Here is a 22,829-nt window from a genome sequence, read left to right as displayed (position 1 = left end):
GCGCCGCCGCCCTGGCGCCCCCGCCACAACGCCCTGACATCGGAGAGGCCCCCATGCCCGCCCAGACCCTGGCCCAGAAACTGCTTGCCGCCGCCAGCGGCCGCGACGCCGTCGCGCCCGGCGACATCGTGACCTGCCGCGTGGACCTGGCCATGTTCCACGACTCCAGCGGCCCGCGCCGCCTCAAACCCATGCTGGAGTCCCTGGGCACCGGCATCTGGGACCGCGACAAGGTGGTCCTGGTGATGGATCACTATGTGCCGGAAGCCGACGACGAGTCGCGCCGGATCGTACGCATCGCGCGCGACTGGGCGGCCGAACAGGCATTGCCGCACGTCTACGACTCGGTGGGCATCTGCCACGTGGTCGTACCGGAACACGGCCATATCCGACCCGGCATGCTGTGCGTGGGCGGCGATTCCCACTCGCCCACCGGCGGGGCGTTCGGCGCGTATATGTTCGGCGTCGGCAGCACCGAGATGCTGGGCGTGGTGGCCAGCGGCGAGATCTGGATCCAGGTGCCGCGCACGCTGATGATGCACTGGGACGGCACGCTTGCGCCCGGCGTCACCGCCAAGGACATGATGCTGCACATGATCGGCCGCTTCGGCATGAACGGCGGCCGCTACCAGGCCGTGGAGTTCTGCGGCCCCGCCGTGCGCGCCCTTTCCATGCAAGAGCGCATGACGCTGTCGAACATGTCGGCGGAAATCGGTTCGCAGGTCGGCCTGGTCGCGCCCGACGAGAAGACCGTCGCCTACCTGGAGCAGGCCGGCGTGGCGCGGGCCATGGAGATCGAGCGCTGGCAGTCCGACCCCGAAGCGGACGCGGAACGCTACCGTTTCGATGCCTCCACGCTGGCGCCACACGTCGCCGCGCCGCACAGCCCCGCCAATTCGCGGCCGGTCACCGACTATCCGCGAACGCCCATGCACGTGGCCTACATCGGCGCCTGTACCGGTGCCAAGCTGGAGGACCTGCGTGCCGCCGCCAGCGTGCTGCGCGGGCGGCGTGTCGCGCCCGGCGTTACGCTGATGGTCGCGCCGGCAAGCGCGCGCGACCAGCGGCAGGCGGAAAGCGAAGGCGTCATGGCCGCGCTGGTGGGCGCCGGCGCGGCCGTGCTGCCCAATTCCTGCGGTGCCTGTTCCGGCTATGGCGGATCCATCCCGGAAGGCGCCAACGTCATCGCCAGCACCGCGCGCAATTTCCAGGGCCGCATGGGGGCGCGCACGGCCCAGGTCTATCTGGCCTCGCCCTATACCGTGGCCGCGGCCGCCGTGGCCGGACACCTTATCGATCCCCGGGAGATGCTGCAATGACCACCCACCGAGTCTGGCGCCTGGGCGCCGACATCGATACCGACCAGCTCGCGCCGGGCGCGTACATGAAATTCGCCCTCGATGAAATCGCTCGCCATTGCCTGGAGCGCGTGCGGCCGGAATTCGCCGCGGCCGTCAGTCCGGGCGACGTCATCGTCGCCGGCCCCAACTTCGGCATCGGCTCGTCGCGCGAACAGGCCGCCTCGGCCCTGGTGGCGCTGGGGCTGTGCGCGGTCATCGCCCCCAGCTTCAGCGGCCTGTACTTCCGCAACGCCTTCAACGTGGGCCTGCTGCTGCTGACCTGCCCCGACGCGGAAGCCATCCAGGAAGGCGAACCGATCGCCATCGACCTGGATGCCGGGCGCATCACGCGCGCCGACGGCGCCATCCTGGCCTGCGAACCTATCCCGGATTTCCTGCAAGACATGGTACGCGCCGGCGGCCTGCTCAATCTGCTCAAGCGCAGGCTGGCCGACGGCACGCTCAAACCCAATCCCATGAGGGCATGATGCCGAATACCCTGAAACAGAAACTCGCCGCGGGCCAATCCATCCTGGCGCCGGGCATCTATGACGCGCTGTCGGCCCTGATCGCCGAGCAGGCCGGGTTCGATGCGCTCTACCTGTCGGGCGCATCGATCGCCTACACGCGGCTGGGGCGTTCCGACGTGGGCCTGACCACCTATACCGAAGTCGAACAGACGCTGGCCCGCATTACCGAACGCGTCGCGTGCCCCGTCATCGTCGACGGCGATACCGGCTTCGGCAACGCGCTGAACGTACAGCGCACGGTGCGCGGCTTCGAGCGTGCCGGCGCGGCGATGATCCAGCTGGAGGACCAGGGCTTTCCCAAGCGCTGCGGCCACCTGAACGGCAAGAGCGTCGTGCCGGCGACGGAAATGCGCGGCAAGCTGCGCGCGGCCCTGGACGCGCGCCATAGCGCCGATACCCTGATCCTGGCACGTACCGATGCGCTCGCGGTCGAAGGGCTGGACGCCGCCCTGGACCGCGCCGAGCAATACCTGGAATGCGGCGTCGACGCGATCTTCGTCGAAGCCCTGCGCACCGACGAGCAAATGGAGGCGGCCTGCAAGCGCTTCGGCAAGCGCGTGCCGCTGCTGGCGAATATGGTCGAAGGCGGCATGACGCCCGTGAAAAGCGCCGCCGAACTCGCGGCCAAGGGATTTTCCATCGTCATATTCCCCGGCGGCACGGCGCGCGCCGTATCGCACATGCTGCAGCGCTACTACGGCAGCCTGCGCGAACAAGGCACCACCGCGCCCTGGCGCGACGCCATGCTGGACTTCGACCAGCTCAACGCGCTGATCGGCACGCCAGAGCTGCTGGCCCTGGGCAAGCATTACGAATAAAGATAATGGCCGGTCGATCCGAAACGGCCGGCCATAGCGAGACATGCGGCCCGGGACCGGGCCGGCGCGAGCGCCGCGTTTCCCCATCTGTGGTCTTCCCCCGCCCGCTGCCTGTGACCGTCCCGCGGAACGTGTGCGGCGAGCACCGTTACAGACGCGCTCTCGCCCTGCTCAGGGCGAACATCATCCCGAAGTCAAACCGGCAGGCCTTCATAGAGCCATGCCCGACTGTCGCCCGCAATATCAGAACGGAAACGAGATGCAGCATTTCAAGAAAGGCCTCGCAGCCATTGCCTTGGCGGGTGTCGCCCTGCCATGGGGAGCGATGGCATCCGACCAGGAGGCGGTATATCCGCAGCGGCCGGTTACCCTGGTAATCGGCTACCCGGCCGGCGGCAGCGCCGATACGCTGGCCCGCCTCCTCGCGCGCCACTTGGGGGAGGCGCTCGGGCAAAAGATGATCATCCAGTACAAGCCTGGCGCGGGCGGCAATATAGGCGCCGAATATGTCTCGCGCGCGACACCGGACGGCTATACGATTTTTCTCGGGGGCCGACCGAACACCATACACAAAACGATGTACGGGACCATGAAGTACGACTTTTCACGCGATCTGGTTCCCGTGGGGTTGGTCGCAACAATACCGTTCGTCATGGTGACCAGCGTACATACGCCCATCGCTACCGTACAGGATGTCGTGAGACTGGCCCGCACATATCCCGGAGCGGTAAGCTGCGCGTCTTCCGGGTTGGGAACAACATCGCATCTGCTTTGCGAATTGCTGCAACAGGAAGTCGATATCGAAATGCAACATGTTCCCTACAGCGGTGGCGCCCCAGCGCTGACGGACGTGATAGGAGGCCGGATAGACGTATATATCGCGACTGTGGCCGAGGGCTTGCCCCATATACAGGCGGGTAGGCTCAAGCCGGTCGTCATGATGTCCTCGCTGCGGACACCAGCCTTGCCCGATGCTCCGACGCTCGATGAAGCCGGCGTGTCGGAGCTGTCGGGCGTCGAGCTCGGGGCCTGGAGCGGCCTGCTGGTGCCGGCCGGCACACCACCGCATGTGGTCGCGAAACTCAACCGATCGATCAATGCGGCGCTGATGGAGCCGGCGCTGCACGATGCAATGGCGCAGCAAGCCTTTGCCACGCCCCCGCAACCCAATACGCCGGAGGCGTTCAAAGCGTTGATCGCCGAAGAGACCGACCGATGGAACGGAATTCTTCGGATGCGCAATATCAAGCTGCTCCACTGAACGGCCTGCCGACGGAAGCGCCTTCAGTGATTCTCCGTGCGAGAAGACGCCGTCGCCCCTAGCCGCGTTCCTCGATGGCGTCGACCCTCTCCGGATAAAAGGCCAGGTGCCCCGCGATTTGCGTCACGGCGGAATGCGGATCTTCGTACGTCCACACCGCGTTCGTCGCGCGGGCGCCTCCTTCAGGAATGCTGTAGTAGGAACAATCGCCCTTGAAGGGGCAATACGTTGCGTGGTCGGTCCGCTGCAGCAGCGCCATGTCGGCATCCTTGCGGGGGATGTACTGCACGGCCGGATAGTTGGCCTCGCGCAGCGTAAGCGCTTCACGCGTATCGGCGATCACGCGCCCGCCCAGCGATACGACAACGCGCCTGGGATTGCGCTCGATGGTGATGGGATGATCGGGTCCGGGGATTTTGACGGGCTTCATGCGTTCCTTCCTTCGTAAAGGTTCTTGTAACTCGATCTTTCCATGCATGGGCTTGCACGCCAAGGGGATGACGCGTGTGGCACCGCGCATAAAGAAACATACTTTTTCATCTTTGGTGCCACGCGCTTGTCCACGCAGTTTCACCTGGATACCCTGATAGCCGCGAGCAGGGCGGGCCCGCTTCCGTAGCCAACCATCGTAAGGCCTGGCAGCTTCATCCTGCGGCAAACCCACGAGAACAACAGGAGAATCGATGGCGATATCCACAGCCACTGAGCGTCCCCCCAAACACGTATTGAACCGCGCCATCGCCGCATCGGCGATCGGCAACGCGACGGAATGGTTCGATTACGGCATCTACGCCTACGGCGTGTCATACATTTCCGCCGCCTTCTTTCCGGGCGATATGCAGCAAGCCACGCTGTTCGCGCTGGCCACCTTCGCCATCTCTTTCCTGGTGCGTCCATTCGGGGGACTGTTCTGGGGCCCGTTGGGCGATCGCCTGGGCCGCAAGGCTGTCCTGGCGCTGACGATCCTGCTGATGTCGGGCGCCACGGTTTGCATCGGCCTGATTCCCTCGCATCAAACCATCGGCCTGTGGGCGCCCGCGCTGCTGGTCCTGCTGCGCATGGTGCAGGGCTTTTCCACCGGCGGCGAATACGGCGGCGCGGCGACCTTCATGGCGGAATACGCGCCGGACAAGCAGCGCGGCTTCTGCGGCAGCTTCCTGGAACTGGGCACGCTGGGCGGCTTCTCGCTGGGAGCGCTGCTGATGCTGGGCTTTTCCATGGCGCTGGACGATGCGGCCATGCATGCCTGGGGCTGGCGCGTCCCGTTCTTCCTGGCGCTGCCCATGGGCATGATAGGCATGTACCTGCGTTCGCGCCTGCAGGAAACGCCGGTCTTCCGCGAAGCGGAGGAAGTGCTGAACGAACGCGCCGAACAGGAACAGAAAGGCAGCGTCAAGGACGTATGCACCGACTACAAGGGCCAGGTGCTGGCACTGGCGGGGCTGGTGGTGGCGCTTAACGTCGTCAACTACACGCTGCTCAGCTTCTCGCCCACCTACTTCGCCAACCAGCTCGGCTTGAGCACGCAAGAGGCGCTGATCGTTCCCATCATCGGCATGCTGTTCATGATGGTCTTCCTGCCCTTCATCGGCCGGCTATCCGACCGGGTGGGCCGCAAGCCCGTATGGTGGGCGTCGCTCATCGGCTTGTTCGTGATGGCGATTCCCATGTTCCACCTGATGGCCACCGGCCTGACGGGCGCCATCGTCGGATATGCGGTACTGGGCCTGCTGTACGCGCCGCAGCTGGCGACCATATCCGCCACCTTTCCGGCGATGTTCCCCACCCATGTGCGCTTCGCGGGCTTCGCCATCGCCTACAACGTGTCGACTTCGCTGTTCGGCGGCACGGCACCCGCCATCAACGACTGGCTGATCTCCGCGACCGGCAGCAATATGGTCCCCGCGTACTACATGATGGGCGCGTGCGTGGTCGGTGCGTGGGCGCTGCGGCACGTGGTGGAGACCGCCGGCCATTCGCTGCGCGGTTCCGAGATACCCGGCACGCGCGCGTCGGTCCAGGAACTGCGCCAGCTGGATGCCCACGGCGCCGGCGGCGAATAAAGGCACTTCGCAAAACCGGCGGTGGACGATGGCGGACATGCCGTCGTTTATCGCCGGGGCGGGACCGAGGCCGCGGGCTAGGGCAGGTTCAGTTGCCAGGACACGCCGAAGCGGTCGTTCATCCAGGCGAAACGCCGGCTGAACCCGTAATTGTCCGGTTCCATCAACATCATGCCGTCGCGCGACAGGGCCGTCGCCAACCGCTCGAACTCGTCTTCCGAATCGCATTCGACGAATAGGGAAAACGCCGGCGTGAAGGTGAATTCGTGCTTCACGGGGCTGTCGATGCACATCAGCGTCTGGCCGATGATGCGCATGGTGGCGCGCATGATCGATCCCTCCGGGCCCGCTTCCCCCGCCTGGTAGCGTTGCACGTGCACGACCTCGCTATCCGGGAACAGCGTCGTATAGAAGTCCATCGCGGCGCTCGCATCGCCCTGGAACATCAGAAACGGCGTAACTGTGGTAACCATGGAGTCTCCTTTCGAAGGGCCCACCCAGCGGTGGACGAAAAAGGGATCGGGACGGCCATCCTTACGTTAAAGCACCGGCGCGCGTTTGTACGCGGCAAGATGTAAGCGCCGGCCGGGAAGGACCCGTCCGAATAAGCGCGCGGACCTTCCGTCCCGCATGCCCCTTGGCCCTATCGTCGCGGCTTTGCGCGCGGCGCCGAGTCCGCGCGCCGACCCGCTCGATAGGACATCCGCATGCAGATCCATGGATCAGGCACCGCCATGCAAACGGCGGCCAGTACGCCGGCGGCTACCAGCCCGCCGCCCCGGCATCCATTGCAAGGGGGGCGCGACAGCCCCACACCCGGACGCGCCACCGAAGCCTGCGCGCACGCACGCCATGCGGCCGATGCGGTTCTTCCAAGATACGTCAAACTGATTGCCGCCGCGCCGCGCGACCGCGTGGGAGACCGCAACCAGGCGCGCGCGGTCGCGGCGGAAACGATGCGCGCCCTGGTCCAGGCGGGTCTTCATCAACCCGGCGAGATCTCGTGCGACAGCCTGCTGCTCGCCGGGCGCGATCGCATGGGACTCGAACGCGCGCTGACGGTGACGCTGAAGGAATGGACGGACCGGATAGACTTCAGCGAGTACGAGCGGCTGATCTTCATCCTGGCGGGCTCGGACCATGCGTTGGCCGGCGCGCTGGGCGACGTCCCCACCGACGATATCGTCATCACGGCCTACACCGGCCATAAGCTGACCGACGACATCATCAAGGCCCGCCACCTGCCCTCGGTGGTCGCATTGCCCGCATCGGCGATCACGGACGCACAGCGCGACGCACTGGCGTCGAAGACGACGCTGGAGCTGCTGCCCGGCGTGGCCCACGACGTGGACGAGGCCTCCATCGCCACCGCCGCGCGCGACTACAGGACGCGGGGCTACCCGCCCTTGCCACCCATCGATGGCGATACCGTATCGATCCTGCTGGGCGGCGATGTCGTCGAAGAAAGCGAGGACACCGTCACGCCGACCCTACGCCGCCTTGGCGCCGAGGACGCGCGCATGCAGGCCCATCGCATCGCCAAGCTGGAACTGGCCGGACGCGAACGTTGCCGCTTCGTGATCGTCAGCAGCCCGCGCACCGGCAAGTTCGGGTCGGACGGCGTCGAAATCAGCCCCAACCCGCATCGCGCCGGCATCCGCGACGAGGTCACCCGGGCCTTCGAGGAAGCCTTGCGCGGCTATCCGAACGCCGAGGTACAGGTTTTCGATTTCCAGCACCGGGACTCGCCCAGCGCGTACCGCCCCCTGCTGCACGCATACCGGGAAGCAACCGGCCCCACCGGCCGCATCCACGTCCCGGGCGACTCGGTATCGATGGTCAGCGAGGTCGCGTCGCTGCTACCGGGCACCGTGGTCATCGATGAAACCGCCTCGATGGCCGATGACCATCGCCGCGCGGCCGCGGCCATCGCGGCCGAGAGCGGGATCGCGATCCTGCGAGGCGGCGGCAGCCTGCAGCTGGGCAAGGGCGCGCAAGCAACGCCGCCGGTATCCGCCGCCAGGCGCATCGCCGACGCCATCGTGACGCATATACGCGACAGCGCCGCCCGACGGCGCGGTCCGGAAGCCGGGGCGAACTAGGCCCGGCCGCGCCGGAAGACGCCGCGCCGGTCGACGCGTGCGTCGCGAAACGGCGCGCTACGGGGTCGCGGTGGTCCCACCCGCGCCGCCATCGCCAGAGGTCGCAGGACCGGACGAGGGGGCCGATGCGGGAGCCGGCGGCGGGGTCGAAGAGGGGGTCGAAGAGGAGGTTGAAGAGGGCGGCGAAGACGGGGGTGAGGAGGGAGTTGGCGAGGAGGCTGGCGCGGCCGGAGACGCCGGCGTGGATGCATCCGGCTGGGACGATGGCGCGGCGGACGACGGGGTGTCCTGCGGCTGCCCGGCGGCCGGCTTGGCGGCGGGCGCGGTGCCCCCGGATGCGGCACCCTGCGAGGAAGGCGGTGGCGAGGGCGCGGGCGCCGCGGCAGGCGTGGGCATTTTCGCGGCCGGCGAGCTCGCGTCGGACGACGCCGGCGCCGCGCCGCCCGCCGGTCCGCTTTGCGGCAGATACCGCTGCAGCAGGTCGAAAAAGCCTTCGTAGAAGGACGACGCCGAAATCGTTTCGCTGCTGATCTTGGCCAGCGAATCGTCGGAGGAGCCGAACGGCATCGAGACCGACCCCAGCACGCTCAAGCCCACTCCCGCCGAACTGCTGGTTTTCTTGATGATGTACCTGTCCTGCACCGCGTTCACGAAGACGGTGGTCTTCGGCGACGCGTGGTGATCCGAGGCGCACACCACGTGGAAGGAGATCACCTGGTGCTGCTGGTTCTCGTCCTGGACCTGGAAGTTTTTCTGTCCCTCCACGCCGTCGGTCTGCGCCTTGCCGATCGTATAGCCCTGGCTCAATAGCGCCCGCCGCGCGGCTTCGCAGGTCGCCGCGTCGGAGGCCGCATACGAGCGGGAATACGTACTCGTGTCCTTGAAGGTCTCGGGGTAAGCCTGCCGGGGCGTGCTGGTGCATCCGGCCAGCGCCATGCAGCCCGCGGCGACGGCAAGAAGCGCGGGGGCCGCGGCCCTGGCGCCGGCGCGCCGGCGGGGCCTGGCACCGGCGGGCGCGGCGCCGATCCGGGCGGCGTAGCCTTGCGCGCCGGCTGAAGCCGAAGGCGCGGAAAGGAAGTTATCGGGCTGCGGGAACTGCGTGTATGCCATCGGTGCGTCACCATGTCTTGAACGGATTCGGCCCACCGGCAACCGGCAGGATCGACGGATCGGCGGATCGGCGAGCGGGACGATCGAACAGCGTAACGTCGATCGCCCAGCCCGCATCGCGCCCGGGCGTTTCACATGTGTCGCGCGGTAATCAGGGGCGGGGTGGATATAAGGGGACGGTTCGACATCGCCATCCCGGCGGCGTGGCTGGGCCGCTGAATCCTTCCTGGTCCGGGCCGGCCCGGACCGCCGCAGGAAAATTTGTCTTAACGCAAATGTTTACAAGTATTTACGGGCAATAATGGGCGCGGGCCGCCCTGGCCTGCCTGTGGCCCCCCCCGCCAGCCCAGGCCCGGGCGGCCCACGACTCGCCCTCTCGATCCGCCCAGGAATCCATGTTCAGCCCTGTCGCCCTCTATGTGATCGGCATCATGTCCGGCGTGGTAAGCACTGCGGTGCTGGGCTCGCTGTTGCGCACGCGGATCCCGGGCGTGGCATCGTGGATCTGCGCGCACTCCCTCATCGTGCTGTCCATGTTCTTGCTGGCGCTGAACAGCATTTCACCGCCGCGCCTGACCATCGCCGCCGCCGGCGCGCTGTTCCTTACCGCGGGATTGCTGGTGTTGCATGGATACCGGCGCTTCTTCGGCCTGCGCGCGATACGGCTCGACGAGATGGCGGCCTACGCGATCGCCATTGGCGGGCTGGCGTACTTCACCTACCTCACGCCCAGCCTAAATGCGCGCATCGTGATCGTCTCGACCTTTCTGGGATATGTGCGCATGGCCGTCAGCTGGACCGCCTACAGCCACCGTCCGCGCCATCGGCCCGCCTACAGCTATTTCTTCGTGGCCGCCGTCGCCGCGGCGGGCGGCCTGGTGCATGCGGCGCGCGCCCTCGCCGTCGTGCTCGGCCTGGAGAACCACACGCATTTCATGCAGCCCAACGCGTCCAACATCGGCTTTATCGCGACGGGCATCGTCACGCTGCCGTGCCTGGCCATCGGCGCGGTCATGCTGGCATACGACCGCATGGCCGAATTGATGGAACGCCTGGCAACCATCGATGAAATGACCGGCGCGCTGACGCGGCGCGAATTCATGGCGCAGGCCGAAGCACACCTGGAACGCGCGCGGCGCACCCAGTCCACATTCGCGATCGCCATCCTGGACATCGATCACTTCAAGGCGATCAACGACACCCACGGACATGCGGCGGGCGATCTGGCGCTGTCGTACTTTTCGTCCATCGTCGCCCGGCATATCCGCGCGGGCGATATCTTCGGCCGCCTGGGCGGCGAAGAATTCGCCATCCTGCTGCCGGACACCCGCGGCGAAGAGGCCGAAGCGCTGCTCAACCGCCTGCGCGTGCGCGTCACCGAGTCCCGGCTGTCCGCGCATTGCGGGGAAATATCGTGCACCTTCAGCGCCGGCGTGGACGAATGCCAACCCGGCGACACGCTGGCCGATCTGATGGCGCGCGCGGACGCGGCGCTGTATTCGGCGAAGGCGATGGGCCGGAATCTCGTGGTGTCGGCTATACCGACCGAAGAGCAGGCACCGCGCCTGGTCAATCGGTGATAGCGGCGTGGCGGCACACGCGGTCCCTTGTCGACCGGTGTGCCAGCCCGATGTCTATGCCTATTGCGACTTCTGCCGCTGGTTCAGCGCCTGCGCCATCTCCAGGTGGTGCCGCAGCGCCGGCAGCATGCCTTGCGCGAAGGCCCGGATGTCCGCATCGTCGGCGCTTTGCGCGGCGGTCTCGAACTGCCGGATAGTGGCCTCATGCGCGGCAATGCCGATGCGATCCACATAGGCCTTGTCGAAGGCGTTGCCCGAGAACAGGTTCAAGCCCTTCAATTCGGTGGCCTGCATCATGGACGGCGCGGTCGGCGGGTTATAGCCCTTGCGCGTGGCCAAAGCGGTCAGTTTCTCGTTCGCGGCGGTGTGGTCCTTGATCATCGTTTGCGCGAAGGCGCGTACGTCGCTGCTGGTGCTCTTGTCCAGCGCCATCTTGCTGCCCTGGATTTCCGCCTGGTTGCCCTGGGCGGCATTTTCCAGGAAGGTCTGGTCGCTGGCGGTCAGCATGGCCTGGCGGCCGCCGCTATCGCGACTGGCACAGCCCGAGATACCGACGAGCGCGGCGAAGGAAGATAGCAAAAGGGCACGATAAAGTCTCATGGTTGGTCCTCCGGGGACGTCTGGTTGAAGCGCCCGGGCAGCACGGGCCATGCCCGCGTGCCGGGAAACCGCCGCTTGCCGGCGGAAATGTCTATGATCGGCATGGTCGCGGCCACCATTGGCGCTGCCCAGGCTTGAACCCCGAAAGCCGCCGCGCAGGCGGGGACCTCGAAACAAGTCCGCGCGGCCTCGGAGACGATCATGGCGAGACTGGTATCGGTAAACGTCGGCTTGCCGCGCGACGTCGCATGGAAGGGCCGCACCGTCCATACCGGCATCTGGAAGTACCCCGTTTACGGGCGCTGCCGCGTCGGCCGCCTGAATCTGGAGGGCGACGGCCAGGGAGACCTGGCCGGCCACGGCGGCGAGCAGCGCGCCGTCCTGGTCTATCAGGTAGAGGCCTATCGCCACTGGGAAGCGCAGTTGGGCAGGAAAGACCTGGTGCACGGGCAGTTCGGCGAGAATTTCACCGTCGAAGGACTGGCCGACGCCGAGGTATGCATCGGCGATCGCTATCGCATCGGTACCGCCCTCTTCGAGGTCACCCAGCCCCGCGTCACCTGTTATCGCGTCGGCATCCGGATGAACGAACCCAGGATGCCGGCCCTGCTGACCGCCAGCGGACTGCCCGGCTTTTATTTGCGCGTCCTTCGCGAAGGCGAAGTCGGCCCCGGCGACGAAATCGCCAAGGTCGGCGAAGCGACGGACCGATTGACTGTCGCGGCCGTCAACGCCCTCCTTTATTCGCCGCATCATCCGCGCGAGCAACTGGAGCGCGCGTTGCGCGTCGACGCGCTCTCGCCAGGATGGCGCGGATCTTTCAAGGCGCTGCTGGAACAGTCGAACGCGCTGCCGGGCGGGAACGCCGGGCTTGCGCCGGCGGCGGCAAGACGGCCGGTCGCGCCGGGATTCCGTCCTCTGGCGGTGACCGCGATGGACAACGAATGCGACGACGTGGTCTCGTTGACGCTGCGCGCCACGGATGGCCAGCCCCTGCCGGCCCACCTGCCCGGACAATACGTCGTGCTGCGGCTGAGAACCGCCGCCGACGCGCCGCCGCTGTTCCGCAGCTACTCGCTGTCCGGCGCGGATTCGGCGCAAAGCTATCGCATCAGCGTGAAAGTGGAGACTAACGGCGCAGCCGGAAACTACCTGCGCACGCGGATCGAGCAGGGCGCCCTCCTCGATGTCAGCGCGCCGCGCGGCACCTTCGCGCTGCAACCGGGCGACGGACCGGTGGTGCTCCTGAGCGCGGGAATCGGCGCGACGCCGGTGCTGGCGATGCTGCATGCCTTGGCCGCGGCGCATACGAAGCGGCGGGTGCTGTGGCTGTATGCGGCCCGCGACGGACGCCACCATCCTTTTGCCGCCGAAGCCCGCGGTCTGGTGCGCTCGCTGCCTCACGCCAGCAGCCATGTCCGCTATAGCCGGCCGGGGCCGGAGGATCGGGTGGGACAGGACTTCGATGCGACGGGCAGGCTATCGGCCGCGGCCTTGCGCGAAGTCGGTATTCCACCCGGGGCCGATATCTACCTTTGCGGCCCGCCCGCGTTCATGAACGACATGAAGGAAGCGCTTGCCTCGCTGCAAGTACCGCCAGCACGGATTCATGCCGAAACCTTCAACGGCGGGGATACGTTGACACCCGGCATTGCGCCCGCTGCCGCCCGGATGCCGCATCCGCCGGAAAATGCGTCCGCCGACGGACCGTTGATTTCCTTCGCGCGCAGCGGAATCGCGACTCGCTGGGACCCATCGGCCTATCAAAGCATCCTGGAATTGGCGGAGGCCTGCGACGTGCCGGTCCGCTGGTCCTGCCGGGCCGGGGTTTGCCATAACTGCGAAAGCGGCTTGGTGTCGGGCGACGTTGCCTATCAGCCCGCACCGCTCGACGCACCGGCTGCCGGCAACGTGCTTATCTGTTGCGCGCGGCCACGGGGTGATGTCGTGATCGATCTCTGATGCATCCGTTCCATGTGCAAGATGGCGGATCCATACCGACAAAAAGCCATTATTCTTTCGCAAGCGCCGATGGCCGATCCCGGCAAGAAAACCGCGCGCGTCATCGGATTCCCTCCACGCGAACCAGGAACCAGAGATATGCCCGCCCTTCATCGAATTGTCTCCGGACGCGCCGTGCTGGCGGCGGACGTGGCCGGCACCGGCCATCCGGTCGTGTTCCTGCATGCCGTCGTGGGCGATCGGCGCATGTGGCGCGCGCAGCTGGAGGCCGTCGGCGGCGGATACCAGGCCATCGCCTACGACAGGCGCGGCTTCGGCGAGACACGCGCGGAAGAAGAAGATGCCTCGCCGGTCGCGGACCTGATGGCCGTCATCGATGGCATCGCGGGCGGCGCGCCGGCCATCCTGGTCGGCTGCTCGCAAGGCGGCAGGATCGCGCTGGACGCGGCCCTGCGGCATCCGTCCCGCGTGCGCGCCCTGGTGCTGGTCGCGCCCAGCGTCAGCGGCGCGCCCGACCCCACGGACTATCCCCCCGGAATCCAGCCGGTGCTGGACCGGCAACGGCTGGCCGAGCAGGCCGGCGACCTCGACAGGCTGAACGAAATCAGGGCGCGACTCTGGCTGGACGGCCCCCTGGCGCCGGAAGGACGGGTCGCGGGCGCGGCAAGAGCGCTTTTCCATGACATGAACGCCATCGCGCTGCGGTCTGCGCCCGTCGGGTCCAACCTGGATACCGAGCCTGCCTACCCGCGCCTTGGCGAAATCCGGGCGCCGTCCCTGCTGATCTGGGGAGATCTCGATTTCCCACACATCCAGGCACGGGCCCGGCATATCGCGGACACGATACCCGGTGCGCAAGGCCACGAAATACCGGGCGCGGCCCACCTGCCCAGCCTGGAGCGGCCGCAGGACGTCACGCGGCCGGTGCTGGACTTCCTTCAGCGCGTCACCGCAAGCACCGCCGGCGCCTGAGGGCGTCCGGCAATACCGGCACGCGCGTCGGGGTCCCGGTGGTGCCACGGCCGCCGCCGTAAAAAAAATTTTGCGGGATGGGAAGGATTCACGCCTTCCCGACGTCTACCCCTGTATCGACGACTTTTCCGACAGGGGATGCAATGACGCTTCCATTCTTCCGCGGCCGGCGTGGGCACGCCGTGCTGCTCGCCGTCGCGGCCGCCGTCGCCGCGCCCGCCTGGGCCGCTGACGGCAACGAGGCCGCCTTTCTCGCCGAAAACAATGCCGCCATGGACCGCATGATGGCCGGCATGGAAACCAAGCCCACCGGCGACATCGACCAGGACTTCACCGCCATGATGATCCCGCATCATCAAGGTGCCATCGACATGGCCCAGGCGGAGCTGCGCTACGGCAAGAATGAACAGCTGCGCCGCATCGCACAGGAAATCATTGTCGAACAGCAGCAGGAAATCGCCGCCATGCGGCTGGCGCTGGGCCAGCCGCTGCCGCCATCGGCACCGGCGCCGACCCAGCCCGATGCCGCGCCGGCCTCCCGGCCGCAACAGCCCGCACCGGACGCACAGCCATCCATGTCCATGGACATGTCCCACCATCACCACGACCAACGCTCACCGGAGCCCATCAAGCCATGAAGCCCACGTTTGTCCTCAATATGCTGGCCGCCGCCATACTGGGCGCCGCAAGCCTGTCATCGAACGCCGGCCAGGCGCCCGGCACCGCCGCCAGCGCGGATATCCCCATCACCCATGCAGACCGCGTCTACGCCGCGGAACAGTTCTCCAATACGGTTTCGGTGACCGATCCGGTCGATGGCAAGCTGCTGGGGGTCATCCGCCTGGGCGATCCGGCACCGGGCAACTTCAGCCCGCTGTACCGGGGCCAGGTACTGGTGCACGGCATGGGCTACTCGCCCGACCACCGCACCCTGGCGGTGGTGTCGATCGGCTCGAACTCGGTCACCTTCATCGACACCGCCACCAATAGCGTGAAGCACACCACCTATGTCGGCCGCTCGCCGCACGAGGCGTTCTTCACCCCCGACGGCAAAGAGGTATGGGTGACCGTGCGCGGCGAGAACTACGTGTCGGTCATAGACGCGGCAACCTATCGGGAGAAGACCCGCATCACCACCGCGGCGGGACCGGGCATGCAGATCTTTTCGCCGGACGGTAAGTACGGCTATATCTGTTCGTCTTTCAACCCGGAAACCGTGGTGGTCCAGGTTTCCAACCACACCATCGTCGGCAAGGTGCCGCAGGCCAGTCCCTTCTGCCCGAACATCGCCGCGACGCCGGACGGCAAGCAGGTCTGGTTCACGCTGAAGGACGTCGGCAAGACGCAGGTGTTCGACGCGCGGCCGCCGTTCAAATTGCTGAAAACCCTGGACACCGGCCCCATCACCAATCACGTGAACTTCGCCCGCACCAAGACCGGTACCTTCGCGTACGTGACGATAGGCGGCCTGAACGAGGTCAAGGTGTTCCGTACCGACGATTACTCCCAGGTGGCGACGATACCGGTAGGCAAGCTTCCCCACGGGGTGTGGCCGTCCGGCGACGGCTCGCGCATCTATGTCGGCGAGGAAAACGCCGACGCCCTGGCCGCCATCGACACGGCCACCAACACGGTGATAGGCACCGTGGCCATCGGACAGGCGCCGCAGGCGATCGCCTACGTGCCGAACGCGGTGCCCAAGGGGGACGGCACGCAGAACCTGCAGCCGCTGGGCGTGGCCGGCCAGGCCGCGCATCTGGCCCTGCGCGCGGTAGGGACGGACAAGCCGCTCTCTTCCGAGATGCCGCCCACCTCCGTCACCCTGTTCGACCAGGGCCTGCTCCAGGTCCTGCAGGCATCGGCGACGGGCCTCGAACCCAAAAGAGCCTACGTGCTGGCCCTCTCGGAACGCGAGGACGGCGGCGGCGCCCTGCAGCCGCTGGCCGCCTTCATGACCAATCCGGCCGGATCGGCTATCGTCAACGCCATCGGCCCGATTCGGCAAGTGGTGCAGGCGGACCCCACGACCGCGGGCGCCCGGCGCTATCTGGTGATCGCGCCGCAACAGGACGGCAAGCCCGGCACTCCCGTACAGGTTCAGTCTCTCTGAGGACACTTGCTTGGATGACATGGTGCGGCTCGTAGAGCCCCTGATTCCCGCGCTGCGCCGCTATGCCAGGGCGCTGCTGCGCGATCCTCACGTCGCCGACGACCTCGTGCAGGATTGCCTGGAGCGCGCCATCGCCCGCTGGCATCAGCGGCGCGATGGCGGCGACACGCGCAAATGGATCTTTGCGATCATGCACAACCTCGCCATGGACCAGCTGCGGCGCACGCGTGCCCGTGCCGGGGACATACCGCTGGATGCGGCGGATGACACCATGCTGTCCGTGCCGCCCGCGCAGGAAGATCAATTGCGCTACGGCGACGTACTGCGGGCGCTGGAACAATTGCCGGACGAACAGCGCAGCGTCGTGTTGCTGGTGTCCGTGGAAGATATGTCATACGAGGAAGCCGCGAAGGTGCTGGACATCCCGACAGGGACGGTCACATCGCGCCTGGCACGGGCCAGGGAAAAGCTGCTGCGCATCATGCGAGGCGCCGGCAGGGATACCGGTGGCGATGGGCGGCATGCCGACGGCAAACCGGTATTGCGGAGAGTGAAATGAATACAGGCGGTTCCCCCATCCGGGAAGAAGACCTTCACGCCTACGTGGACGGTGCGCTCGCGGGACCGGAGCGGGCCCGGATCGAAGAATACCTGGCCCGCCATCCCGATGTCGCGGCTCGCTTGCGCGGCCATGGCGAGCTGCGCCAGCGCCTGCGCGAGCAACTGGCGCCCATCATGGATGAACCCATTCCGCCGGAGCTGAACCTCGCGCGCATGGTCGAGGCGCATCGGCGGCGGCGCCACATCCCGTGGCGCATCGCCGCGTCCGTCGTGCTGGCCCTGGGAATCGGCGGCGTGGGCGGCTGGCACATGCGCGGCGCCACCGAATCGCCGAACACCGGCCTGGCGGCCCTGGCCCGCGAGGCGGCAGCAAGCTACCAGGTGTATGCCGCCGATTCGACGCGGCCCGTGGAAATGCCGGCCAGCGACAGCGCGCAACTGGTGTCCTGGATTTCGCAGCGCCTGGCCCGCCCGATCGCGCTGCCGAACCTGGCGTCGGCCGGCTACCGCTTCATGGGAGGCCGGCTGGTCGCCACCGAGCATGGCCCGGCGGGACTGTTCCTGTATGACGACGCGCAGGGCACCCGCATCGCCATGATGGTGCGCCCGATGGCCAGGAAGGACGATATGCCCATGTCCGCGCACAAGGCACCGGGACTTTCCGGCTATGCCTGGGTCGACCAGGGCCTGGGCTACAGCTTGATCGGCCCCGCCTCGGTACCCGATATCCACCCTGTCGCCGATGAAGTCCGGCGGCAGGTCGACGCCCCACCGGTGCGCGGATAGCACACGACGTCGACGGCCCCGCCAGCTACTCCACCGTCACGCTCTTGGCCAGATTGCGCGGCTTGTCGACGTCCGTGCCCCGCGCGCATGCGGTGTGATACGCCAGCAATTGCAGCGGGATCGTGTGCAGGATGGGCGACAGCCTGCCGTAGTGCTCCGGCATGCGGATGACATGCGTGCCGTCGCCGCTGGAAATATGGCTGTCCGCGTCCGCGAACACATACAGTTCGCCGCCGCGCGCGCGCACTTCCTGCATATTGGATTTCAGCTTCTCCAATAGGGCGTCGTTCGGCGCGATGGTGACGACCGGCATCTGCTCGGTCACCAGGGCGAGCGGGCCATGCTTCAGTTCGCCCGCGGGATAGGCTTCGGCGTGGATGTAGCTGATCTCCTTCAGCTTCAACGCGCCTTCCAGGGCGATGGGATAGTGCAACCCGCGGCCCAGGAACAACGCGTTTTCCTTGCTGGCGAAGCGCTCGGCCCAGCTGATGATCTGCGGCTCCAGCGCCAGCACCGAACCGATGGCGACGGGCAGATGGCGCAATGCCTTGATGTGATCGGCTTCCTGGTCGTCCGTCAGGCGGCCGTGGGTCTGCGCCAGCGCCAGGGTCAGCATGAACAGCGCCGTCAGCTGCGTGGTGAAGGCCTTGGTCGAGGCGACGCCGATTTCCACCCCGGCGCGCGTGATGAAGGCCAGCTTGCATTCGCGCACCATCGCGCTGGTGGCGACATTGCAGATGGTCAGCGTATTTTCCATCCCCAGGCTGCGCGCATGCTTCAGCGCCGCCAGGGTATCCGCCGTCTCGCCGGATTGCGAGATGGTCACCACCAGGGTGCGCGGATTCGGCACGCTGTCGCGATAACGGTATTCGCTGGCGATTTCCACCGCGGTGGGGATCCGGGCCAGCGACTCGATCCAGTACTTCGCGGTCAATCCCGCGTAATAGCTGGTGCCGCAGGCCAGGATCAGCACCGAGTCCGTATCCTTGAAGACGCGATACGCGCCATCGCCGAACAGCTCCGGCGTGATGGTTTCGATATCCTGCAGGGTGTCGCCCACGGCGCGCGGCTGCTCGAAGATCTCCTTCTGCATGAAATGCCGATACGGGCCCAGTTCGGCCTCGCCGGTGTGCACCTGCACGGTGTTCACTTTGCGTTCGACCGGCCGGCCCTGCTCGTCGACGATCCACACGCGCGTCAGCTGCAGGTCGACGACGTCGCCGTCTTCCAGGTAGATGATGCGATCCGTGGTGCCGGCCAGCGCCAGCGCGTCCGACGCGAGGAAGTTCTCGTTGTTGCCGACGCCCACCACCAGCGGCGAACCCTGGCGCGCACCGACCACGCGGTGCGGTTCGTCGCGGCAGAACACCGCGATGGCGTAGGCGCCATGCAGGCGGCGCACGGCCTGCTGCACGGCTTCGAACAGGTCGCCGGCATACAGGTGATTGACCAGGTGCGCGATGACTTCGGTGTCCGTCTGGCTTTCGAATACATAGCCGGCGGCCTGCAGTTCCGCGCGCAGCTCGTCGTGGTTTTCGATGATGCCGTTGTGTACCAGCGCGATGCGCGGCGCGTCCTTGCCGAAGCTGGAGAAATGCGGATGCGCGTTATGCGTGGCGGGGGCGCCGTGGGTCGCCCATCGCGTATGCGAGATGCCCGTGAAGCCGGACAGATGATCCCGCTGGATCTGCTCGCACAGTTCGGCGACGCGCTCTGTGCTGCGGGTGCGGCGCAACTCGCCGTCCGCATAGACGGCCACGCCGCAGGAGTCGTAGCCCCGGTACTCCAGGCGCCGCAGGCCCTCGACCAGGATGGGGGTGATGTCGCGCTGGGCGACGGCGCCGACGATTCCGCACATGGAAAGCTCCAGGAAATGCTTACGATGGCGGGATTGTGCGGGCGATGCGAAGAAATCGGATTTCTTTATCAGGTAGAAAATGAAATTTTCTTATCGCGACCCAGTTTTGTGAAATTATATTCCTAATCTGCTATTCTGGTAACTCACCAATTTCATTACTCGTCATCAAACCGCCATGACCGAGCCGGATGAACTACCCCACCTGGACGAACTGGACCGCCGCATCCTGGAGCAGCTCCAGGCGGACGCCTCATTGACCAACCAGGAATTGGCCGAGCGCGTCCATGCGTCGCCGCCGACCTGCCTGCGCCGCGTCCGCCGCCTGACCGAAACCGGCGTGATCCAGAAACAGGTCGCCATCCTCGATCCCGCACGGCTGGGCAGCACCCTGACCGCGCTGGTCGAGGTGACGCTGGATGTCCAGGCGGCGGAACGCCTGGACGAATTCGAGGCCCGCATGCGCGACGAACCCGCCGTCCTGCAGTGCTACCGCGTGTCGCCGGGGCCGGACTTTCTGCTGGTCGCGCAGGTCAAGGACATGCCCGCCTACCATGCGCTGGTGCATCGCGCGTTCACCGCGCAGGCCAACGTCCGCAACGTGCGCACCTTCTTTTCGGTGCATCGGGCGAAATTCGAAACCCGGCTGGCGATATAGCGGGCGGGCCGCGCTCAGGGTGCCTCGATCCGCCGGGCTTCGCCGCGTTCCCGCAGCACCCGCTCGAACTGCGCCAGATAGCGATCGCCCATGCCGCGCACATCATGTTCCGCGCGCACATAGTCATACGCGCGCCGGACGATATCCTGCCGCAACTGCGCATCGTCCAGCAGCCGCCCCATGCCCTGCGCCAGGGCATGATGGTCTTCCACGGGACACAGGATGCCGCGCCCATCGGCAAGGCTTTCCTTCAGCCCCCCGGCGTCGGTCGACACCACCGGGACGCGATGCAGGAAGGCGTCGAACACACTGCTGCCCAGGGCTTCCTCGCGCGAACTCATGGCGAACACGTCCATGGCGGCATAGAAATCTTCCACGCCCTTGCGAAAGCCGGCGAACAGGTACACCGATTCCAGGCCCAGTTCCGCGACCAGCGCGCGCGCCTGCGCTTCGTTGTTCCCGCCCGCGCCGAAATGCACGAAGATGAAATCCAGGCGCGTGTCGGCCAGTTCGCCCACCGCGCGGATCATCGTCAGGGGATCCTTGTCGTGGATCAGCGCGGCCGACGTCGCGACGACCTTCTTGCCCGGCCGCTTGAATTCCGAGGACAGGCGCGCAAGGTTGTCCGTATCGACCGGCGCCGGCAACACGGCGCTGCGGATGATGACAGGCTCGAGGCCCAGGCGCCGCGGTTCGCCCGCGGCCATGTCGCTGATGGCCACGAACAGATCCACGCGGCGCCACTTGGCGCCCGTCTTCCATTCTTCGTCGGGCTTGACCACGAACGACGTGCGCCGCGAAAACGCGACGGGACGCCCGTGCAGCGGCTTGGTCAGGACCGCCCAGGTGACCGTATTGGCCGTCTGGGCATGGATGATGTCGTAGCGCCGTCCGCGCGTGGCCAGGAAGCCCAGCTGCGCTGGCACATGCTTGACGGCATGCACGGTAAACCCCTGTTCCGCCGCGCGCTGCGCCAGGGGAGCGCCGGCCCGCGCCAGCAGCTCGACCTGATGCCCAGCATCGCGAAAGGCCATCATGCAGTACAGGGTTTGCCGTTCCCCGCCACGCCAGCCTTTCTCGAAATTGAGCTGCAGGATTTTCATGCGCGGCCGATGCCCTCGTAGTCGAAGCCCAGGGCTTTCAATTCGGCCGCGTTGTACTGGTTGCGGCCGTCCAGGATCAAGGGCGACTTCATCAAGCCGAGGATGCGCTCGAAATCCGGCGCGCGGAAGGCTTTCCATTCCGTGACCAGCAGCAACCCGTCGGCGCCGTCCACCGCCTCGTACATGTCCGCCACGAATTCCACCTGCGCCAGCAGATCGCCGCGGCGGCCCAGCACCTTGCGCGCCTCGTCCATGGCGACGGGATCGTAGGCGCGGATGCGGGCGCCGCGCCGCGTCAGTTCTTCGATCACCGTCAGGCTGGGCGCCTCGCGCATATCGTCCGTGTTGGGCTTGAACGCCAGGCCCCACAGCGCGAAGGTACGCCCCGCCAGGTCTTCGCCATAACGGCGCGCGATCTTCTGCGACAGGCGGTATTTCTGCGCTTCGTTGGCGGTTTCGACGGCCTGGATGACGCGCATGGGCAGGCCATGCTGCTCCGCCGTCCGCACCAGCGCCTGCACGTCCTTCGGAAAGCACGAGCCCCCGTATCCCGGACCCGGATACAGGAACTGATAGCCGATACGCGGGTCCGCGCCGATACCGCGGCGCACCTGTTCGATATCGGCGTCCAGGATCTCGGCCAGGTTGGCCATTTCGTTCATGAAGGAAATGCGCGTGGCCAGCATGGCATTGGCGGCGTATTTGGTCAGCTCCGCCGACCGCACGTCCATCACCATGAGCCGGTCGTGGGTACGCTGGAAGGGTTCGTAGATGCGCCGCATGACGCTGACGGCATAGTCGTCGTCCGCGCCGACGATCACACGGTCGGGACTCATGAAATCCTGGATCGCCGCGCCTTCCTTCAGGAACTCGGGATTGGAAGCGACGCTGAACGGATAATCGACACCGCGCTGCGCCAGCACGTCGGCCACCACCTGGCGTACTTTGTCCGCCGTTCCCACCGGCACGGTGGACTTGTCGACGATGATCTTGCGGCCGTCCATGTGACGGGCAATATTGCGGGCCGCTTCGAGCACGTATTGCAAATCGGCCGATCCGTCTTCGCCGGGCGGCGTGCCGACGGCGATGAACTGCACGTCGCCATGGCGCACGCTATCGGCGACGTCGGTGGTGAAATGCAAACGGCCGCCCTTGGCGTTGCGGCGCACCAGCTCTTCCAGGCCGGGTTCGTAGATGGGAATGTCGTTTTGCCGCAGGCGCTCGACCTTGCCGGCATCGACGTCCAGGCACATGACGTCGTTGCCCATTTCCGCCAGGCAGGCGCCCGAAACGAGGCCGACGTAGCCGGTACCCACCACGGTGATCTTCATTGATTGCCCTTCATTGATTCATCGCGCGCAGGACGCGCGGCCATGGCGCCATTATAGGAGTCGGCGATGACAACCCCCGCCGCGCAG

21 protein-coding genes are annotated in these 22,829 nt (G+C 66.6%); 14 read left to right on the top strand and 7 right to left on the bottom strand.

Annotation, left to right across the window (positions count from 1 at the left end; translation table 11 throughout):
- Nucleotides 1-53 precede the first annotated feature (53 nt).
- From CAL28_RS01125 to CAL28_RS01110, 4 genes are all read left to right on the top strand, one after another.
- Nucleotides 54-1,319, top strand: coding sequence for a 3-isopropylmalate dehydratase large subunit (locus tag CAL28_RS01125; protein ID WP_094839589.1), 1,266 nt, complete (start codon nt 54-56; stop codon nt 1,317-1,319).
- Nucleotides 1,316-1,828 carry a LeuD/DmdB family oxidoreductase small subunit gene (locus CAL28_RS01120; RefSeq protein ID WP_094839588.1) on the top strand — a complete coding sequence of 171 codons (513 nt, stop codon included), beginning with the start codon at nt 1,316-1,318 and terminating at the stop codon, nt 1,826-1,828. The genes CAL28_RS01125 and CAL28_RS01120 overlap by 4 nt, the downstream gene beginning before the upstream one ends.
- Nucleotides 1,825-2,688 (top strand): isocitrate lyase/PEP mutase family protein, encoded by an 864-nt coding sequence (locus tag CAL28_RS01115; RefSeq protein WP_094839587.1) that lies wholly within the window; start codon nt 1,825-1,827, stop codon nt 2,686-2,688. Before CAL28_RS01120 ends, CAL28_RS01115 begins: the two co-directional genes overlap by 4 nt.
- Before the next feature lie 259 nt (nt 2,689-2,947).
- Complete coding sequence (locus tag CAL28_RS01110; protein ID WP_176463831.1) at nt 2,948-3,949, top strand: Bug family tripartite tricarboxylate transporter substrate binding protein; 1,002 nt, start codon at nt 2,948-2,950, stop codon at nt 3,947-3,949.
- A gap of 58 nt (nt 3,950-4,007) precedes the next feature.
- On the opposite strand, the gene CAL28_RS01105 is transcribed toward CAL28_RS01110, so the two are convergent.
- Nucleotides 4,008-4,379 carry a DUF427 domain-containing protein gene (locus CAL28_RS01105; protein WP_094839585.1) on the bottom strand — a complete coding sequence of 124 codons (372 nt, stop codon included), beginning with the start codon at nt 4,377-4,379 and terminating at the stop codon, nt 4,008-4,010.
- A 253-nt stretch (nt 4,380-4,632) separates the two neighbouring features.
- On the opposite strand from CAL28_RS01105, the gene CAL28_RS01100 reads away from it, so the two are divergent.
- Nucleotides 4,633-6,012: an MFS transporter gene (locus CAL28_RS01100; protein WP_094839584.1), complete on the top strand. Its 1,380-nt coding sequence runs from the start codon at nt 4,633-4,635 to the stop codon at nt 6,010-6,012.
- 77 nt (nt 6,013-6,089) lie between these two features.
- On the opposite strand, the gene CAL28_RS01095 is transcribed toward CAL28_RS01100, so the two are convergent.
- Nucleotides 6,090-6,485: a VOC family protein gene (locus CAL28_RS01095; RefSeq protein ID WP_094839583.1), complete on the bottom strand. Its 396-nt coding sequence runs from the start codon at nt 6,483-6,485 to the stop codon at nt 6,090-6,092.
- Nucleotides 6,486-6,719: 234 nt separating this feature from the next.
- Between CAL28_RS01095 and CAL28_RS01090 the strand changes: the two genes are divergently transcribed.
- Nucleotides 6,720-8,114 (top strand): hypothetical protein, encoded by a 1,395-nt coding sequence (locus CAL28_RS01090; protein ID WP_094839582.1) that lies wholly within the window; start codon nt 6,720-6,722, stop codon nt 8,112-8,114.
- A 57-nt stretch (nt 8,115-8,171) separates the two neighbouring features.
- Here the strand turns inward: CAL28_RS01090 and CAL28_RS01085 are convergent, their stop codons facing one another.
- Nucleotides 8,172-9,224 carry a DUF2242 domain-containing protein gene (locus CAL28_RS01085; RefSeq protein WP_094839581.1) on the bottom strand — a complete coding sequence of 351 codons (1,053 nt, stop codon included), beginning with the start codon at nt 9,222-9,224 and terminating at the stop codon, nt 8,172-8,174.
- A gap of 395 nt (nt 9,225-9,619) precedes the next feature.
- Here CAL28_RS01085 and CAL28_RS01080 point away from each other — a divergent pair, with 395 nt between their 5' ends.
- Nucleotides 9,620-10,804, top strand: coding sequence for a GGDEF domain-containing protein (locus CAL28_RS01080; RefSeq protein WP_094839580.1), 1,185 nt, complete (start codon nt 9,620-9,622; stop codon nt 10,802-10,804).
- 60 nt (nt 10,805-10,864) lie between these two features.
- Here CAL28_RS01080 and CAL28_RS01075 read toward each other — a convergent pair whose 3' ends face one another.
- Nucleotides 10,865-11,404, bottom strand: a complete 540-nt coding sequence (locus CAL28_RS01075; protein WP_176463830.1) for a DUF4142 domain-containing protein — start codon at nt 11,402-11,404, stop codon at nt 10,865-10,867.
- A 201-nt stretch (nt 11,405-11,605) separates the two neighbouring features.
- On the opposite strand from CAL28_RS01075, the gene CAL28_RS01070 reads away from it, so the two are divergent.
- The 6 genes from CAL28_RS01070 (at nt 11,606) to CAL28_RS01045 (ending at nt 17,795) form a co-directional block, all read left to right on the top strand.
- Nucleotides 11,606-13,366 (top strand): MOSC and FAD-binding oxidoreductase domain-containing protein, encoded by a 1,761-nt coding sequence (locus CAL28_RS01070; protein WP_094839579.1) that lies wholly within the window; start codon nt 11,606-11,608, stop codon nt 13,364-13,366.
- Nucleotides 13,367-13,504: 138 nt separating this feature from the next.
- On the top strand, nt 13,505-14,338 hold the full coding sequence (locus tag CAL28_RS01065; protein WP_094840550.1) for an alpha/beta fold hydrolase: 834 nt from the start codon (nt 13,505-13,507) through the stop codon (nt 14,336-14,338).
- Nucleotides 14,339-14,481: 143 nt separating this feature from the next.
- Nucleotides 14,482-14,976 (top strand): DUF305 domain-containing protein, encoded by a 495-nt coding sequence (locus CAL28_RS01060; protein WP_094839578.1) that lies wholly within the window; start codon nt 14,482-14,484, stop codon nt 14,974-14,976.
- Between the two features lie 20 nt (nt 14,977-14,996).
- Nucleotides 14,997-16,448, top strand: coding sequence for a YncE family protein (locus CAL28_RS01055; RefSeq protein ID WP_440588359.1), 1,452 nt, complete (start codon nt 14,997-14,999; stop codon nt 16,446-16,448).
- A gap of 19 nt (nt 16,449-16,467) precedes the next feature.
- A complete protein-coding gene (locus CAL28_RS01050; protein ID WP_094840549.1) occupies nt 16,468-17,007 on the top strand; it encodes a sigma-70 family RNA polymerase sigma factor in 540 nt (179 codons plus the stop codon).
- Nucleotides 17,004-17,795, top strand: coding sequence for an anti-sigma factor family protein (locus tag CAL28_RS01045; protein WP_094839576.1), 792 nt, complete (start codon nt 17,004-17,006; stop codon nt 17,793-17,795). Before CAL28_RS01050 ends, CAL28_RS01045 begins: the two co-directional genes overlap by 4 nt.
- Nucleotides 17,796-17,820: 25 nt before the next feature.
- Here CAL28_RS01045 and glmS read toward each other — a convergent pair whose 3' ends face one another.
- Nucleotides 17,821-19,653, bottom strand: a complete 1,833-nt coding sequence (gene glmS, locus CAL28_RS01040; protein ID WP_094839575.1) for a glutamine--fructose-6-phosphate transaminase (isomerizing) — start codon at nt 19,651-19,653, stop codon at nt 17,821-17,823.
- A 175-nt stretch (nt 19,654-19,828) separates the two neighbouring features.
- On the opposite strand from glmS, the gene CAL28_RS01035 reads away from it, so the two are divergent.
- Entirely contained in the window at nt 19,829-20,308 is a 480-nt protein-coding gene (locus tag CAL28_RS01035) for an Lrp/AsnC family transcriptional regulator (protein WP_094839574.1), read from the top strand.
- 14 nt (nt 20,309-20,322) lie between these two features.
- On the opposite strand, the gene CAL28_RS01030 is transcribed toward CAL28_RS01035, so the two are convergent.
- Complete coding sequence (locus CAL28_RS01030) at nt 20,323-21,411, bottom strand: glycosyltransferase family 4 protein (RefSeq protein WP_094839573.1); 1,089 nt, start codon at nt 21,409-21,411, stop codon at nt 20,323-20,325.
- Nucleotides 21,408-22,742 carry a UDP-glucose dehydrogenase family protein gene (locus tag CAL28_RS01025; RefSeq protein WP_094839572.1) on the bottom strand — a complete coding sequence of 445 codons (1,335 nt, stop codon included), beginning with the start codon at nt 22,740-22,742 and terminating at the stop codon, nt 21,408-21,410. The genes CAL28_RS01030 and CAL28_RS01025 overlap by 4 nt, the downstream gene beginning before the upstream one ends.
- Nucleotides 22,743-22,829 lie beyond the last annotated feature (87 nt).

Origin of the sequence: Bordetella genomosp. 11 (genome assembly GCF_002261215.1) — a bacterium.
Taxonomy (GTDB): domain Bacteria; phylum Pseudomonadota; class Gammaproteobacteria; order Burkholderiales; family Burkholderiaceae_B; genus Bordetella_C.
This window is presented reverse-complemented; position numbering and strand designations above follow the sequence as displayed.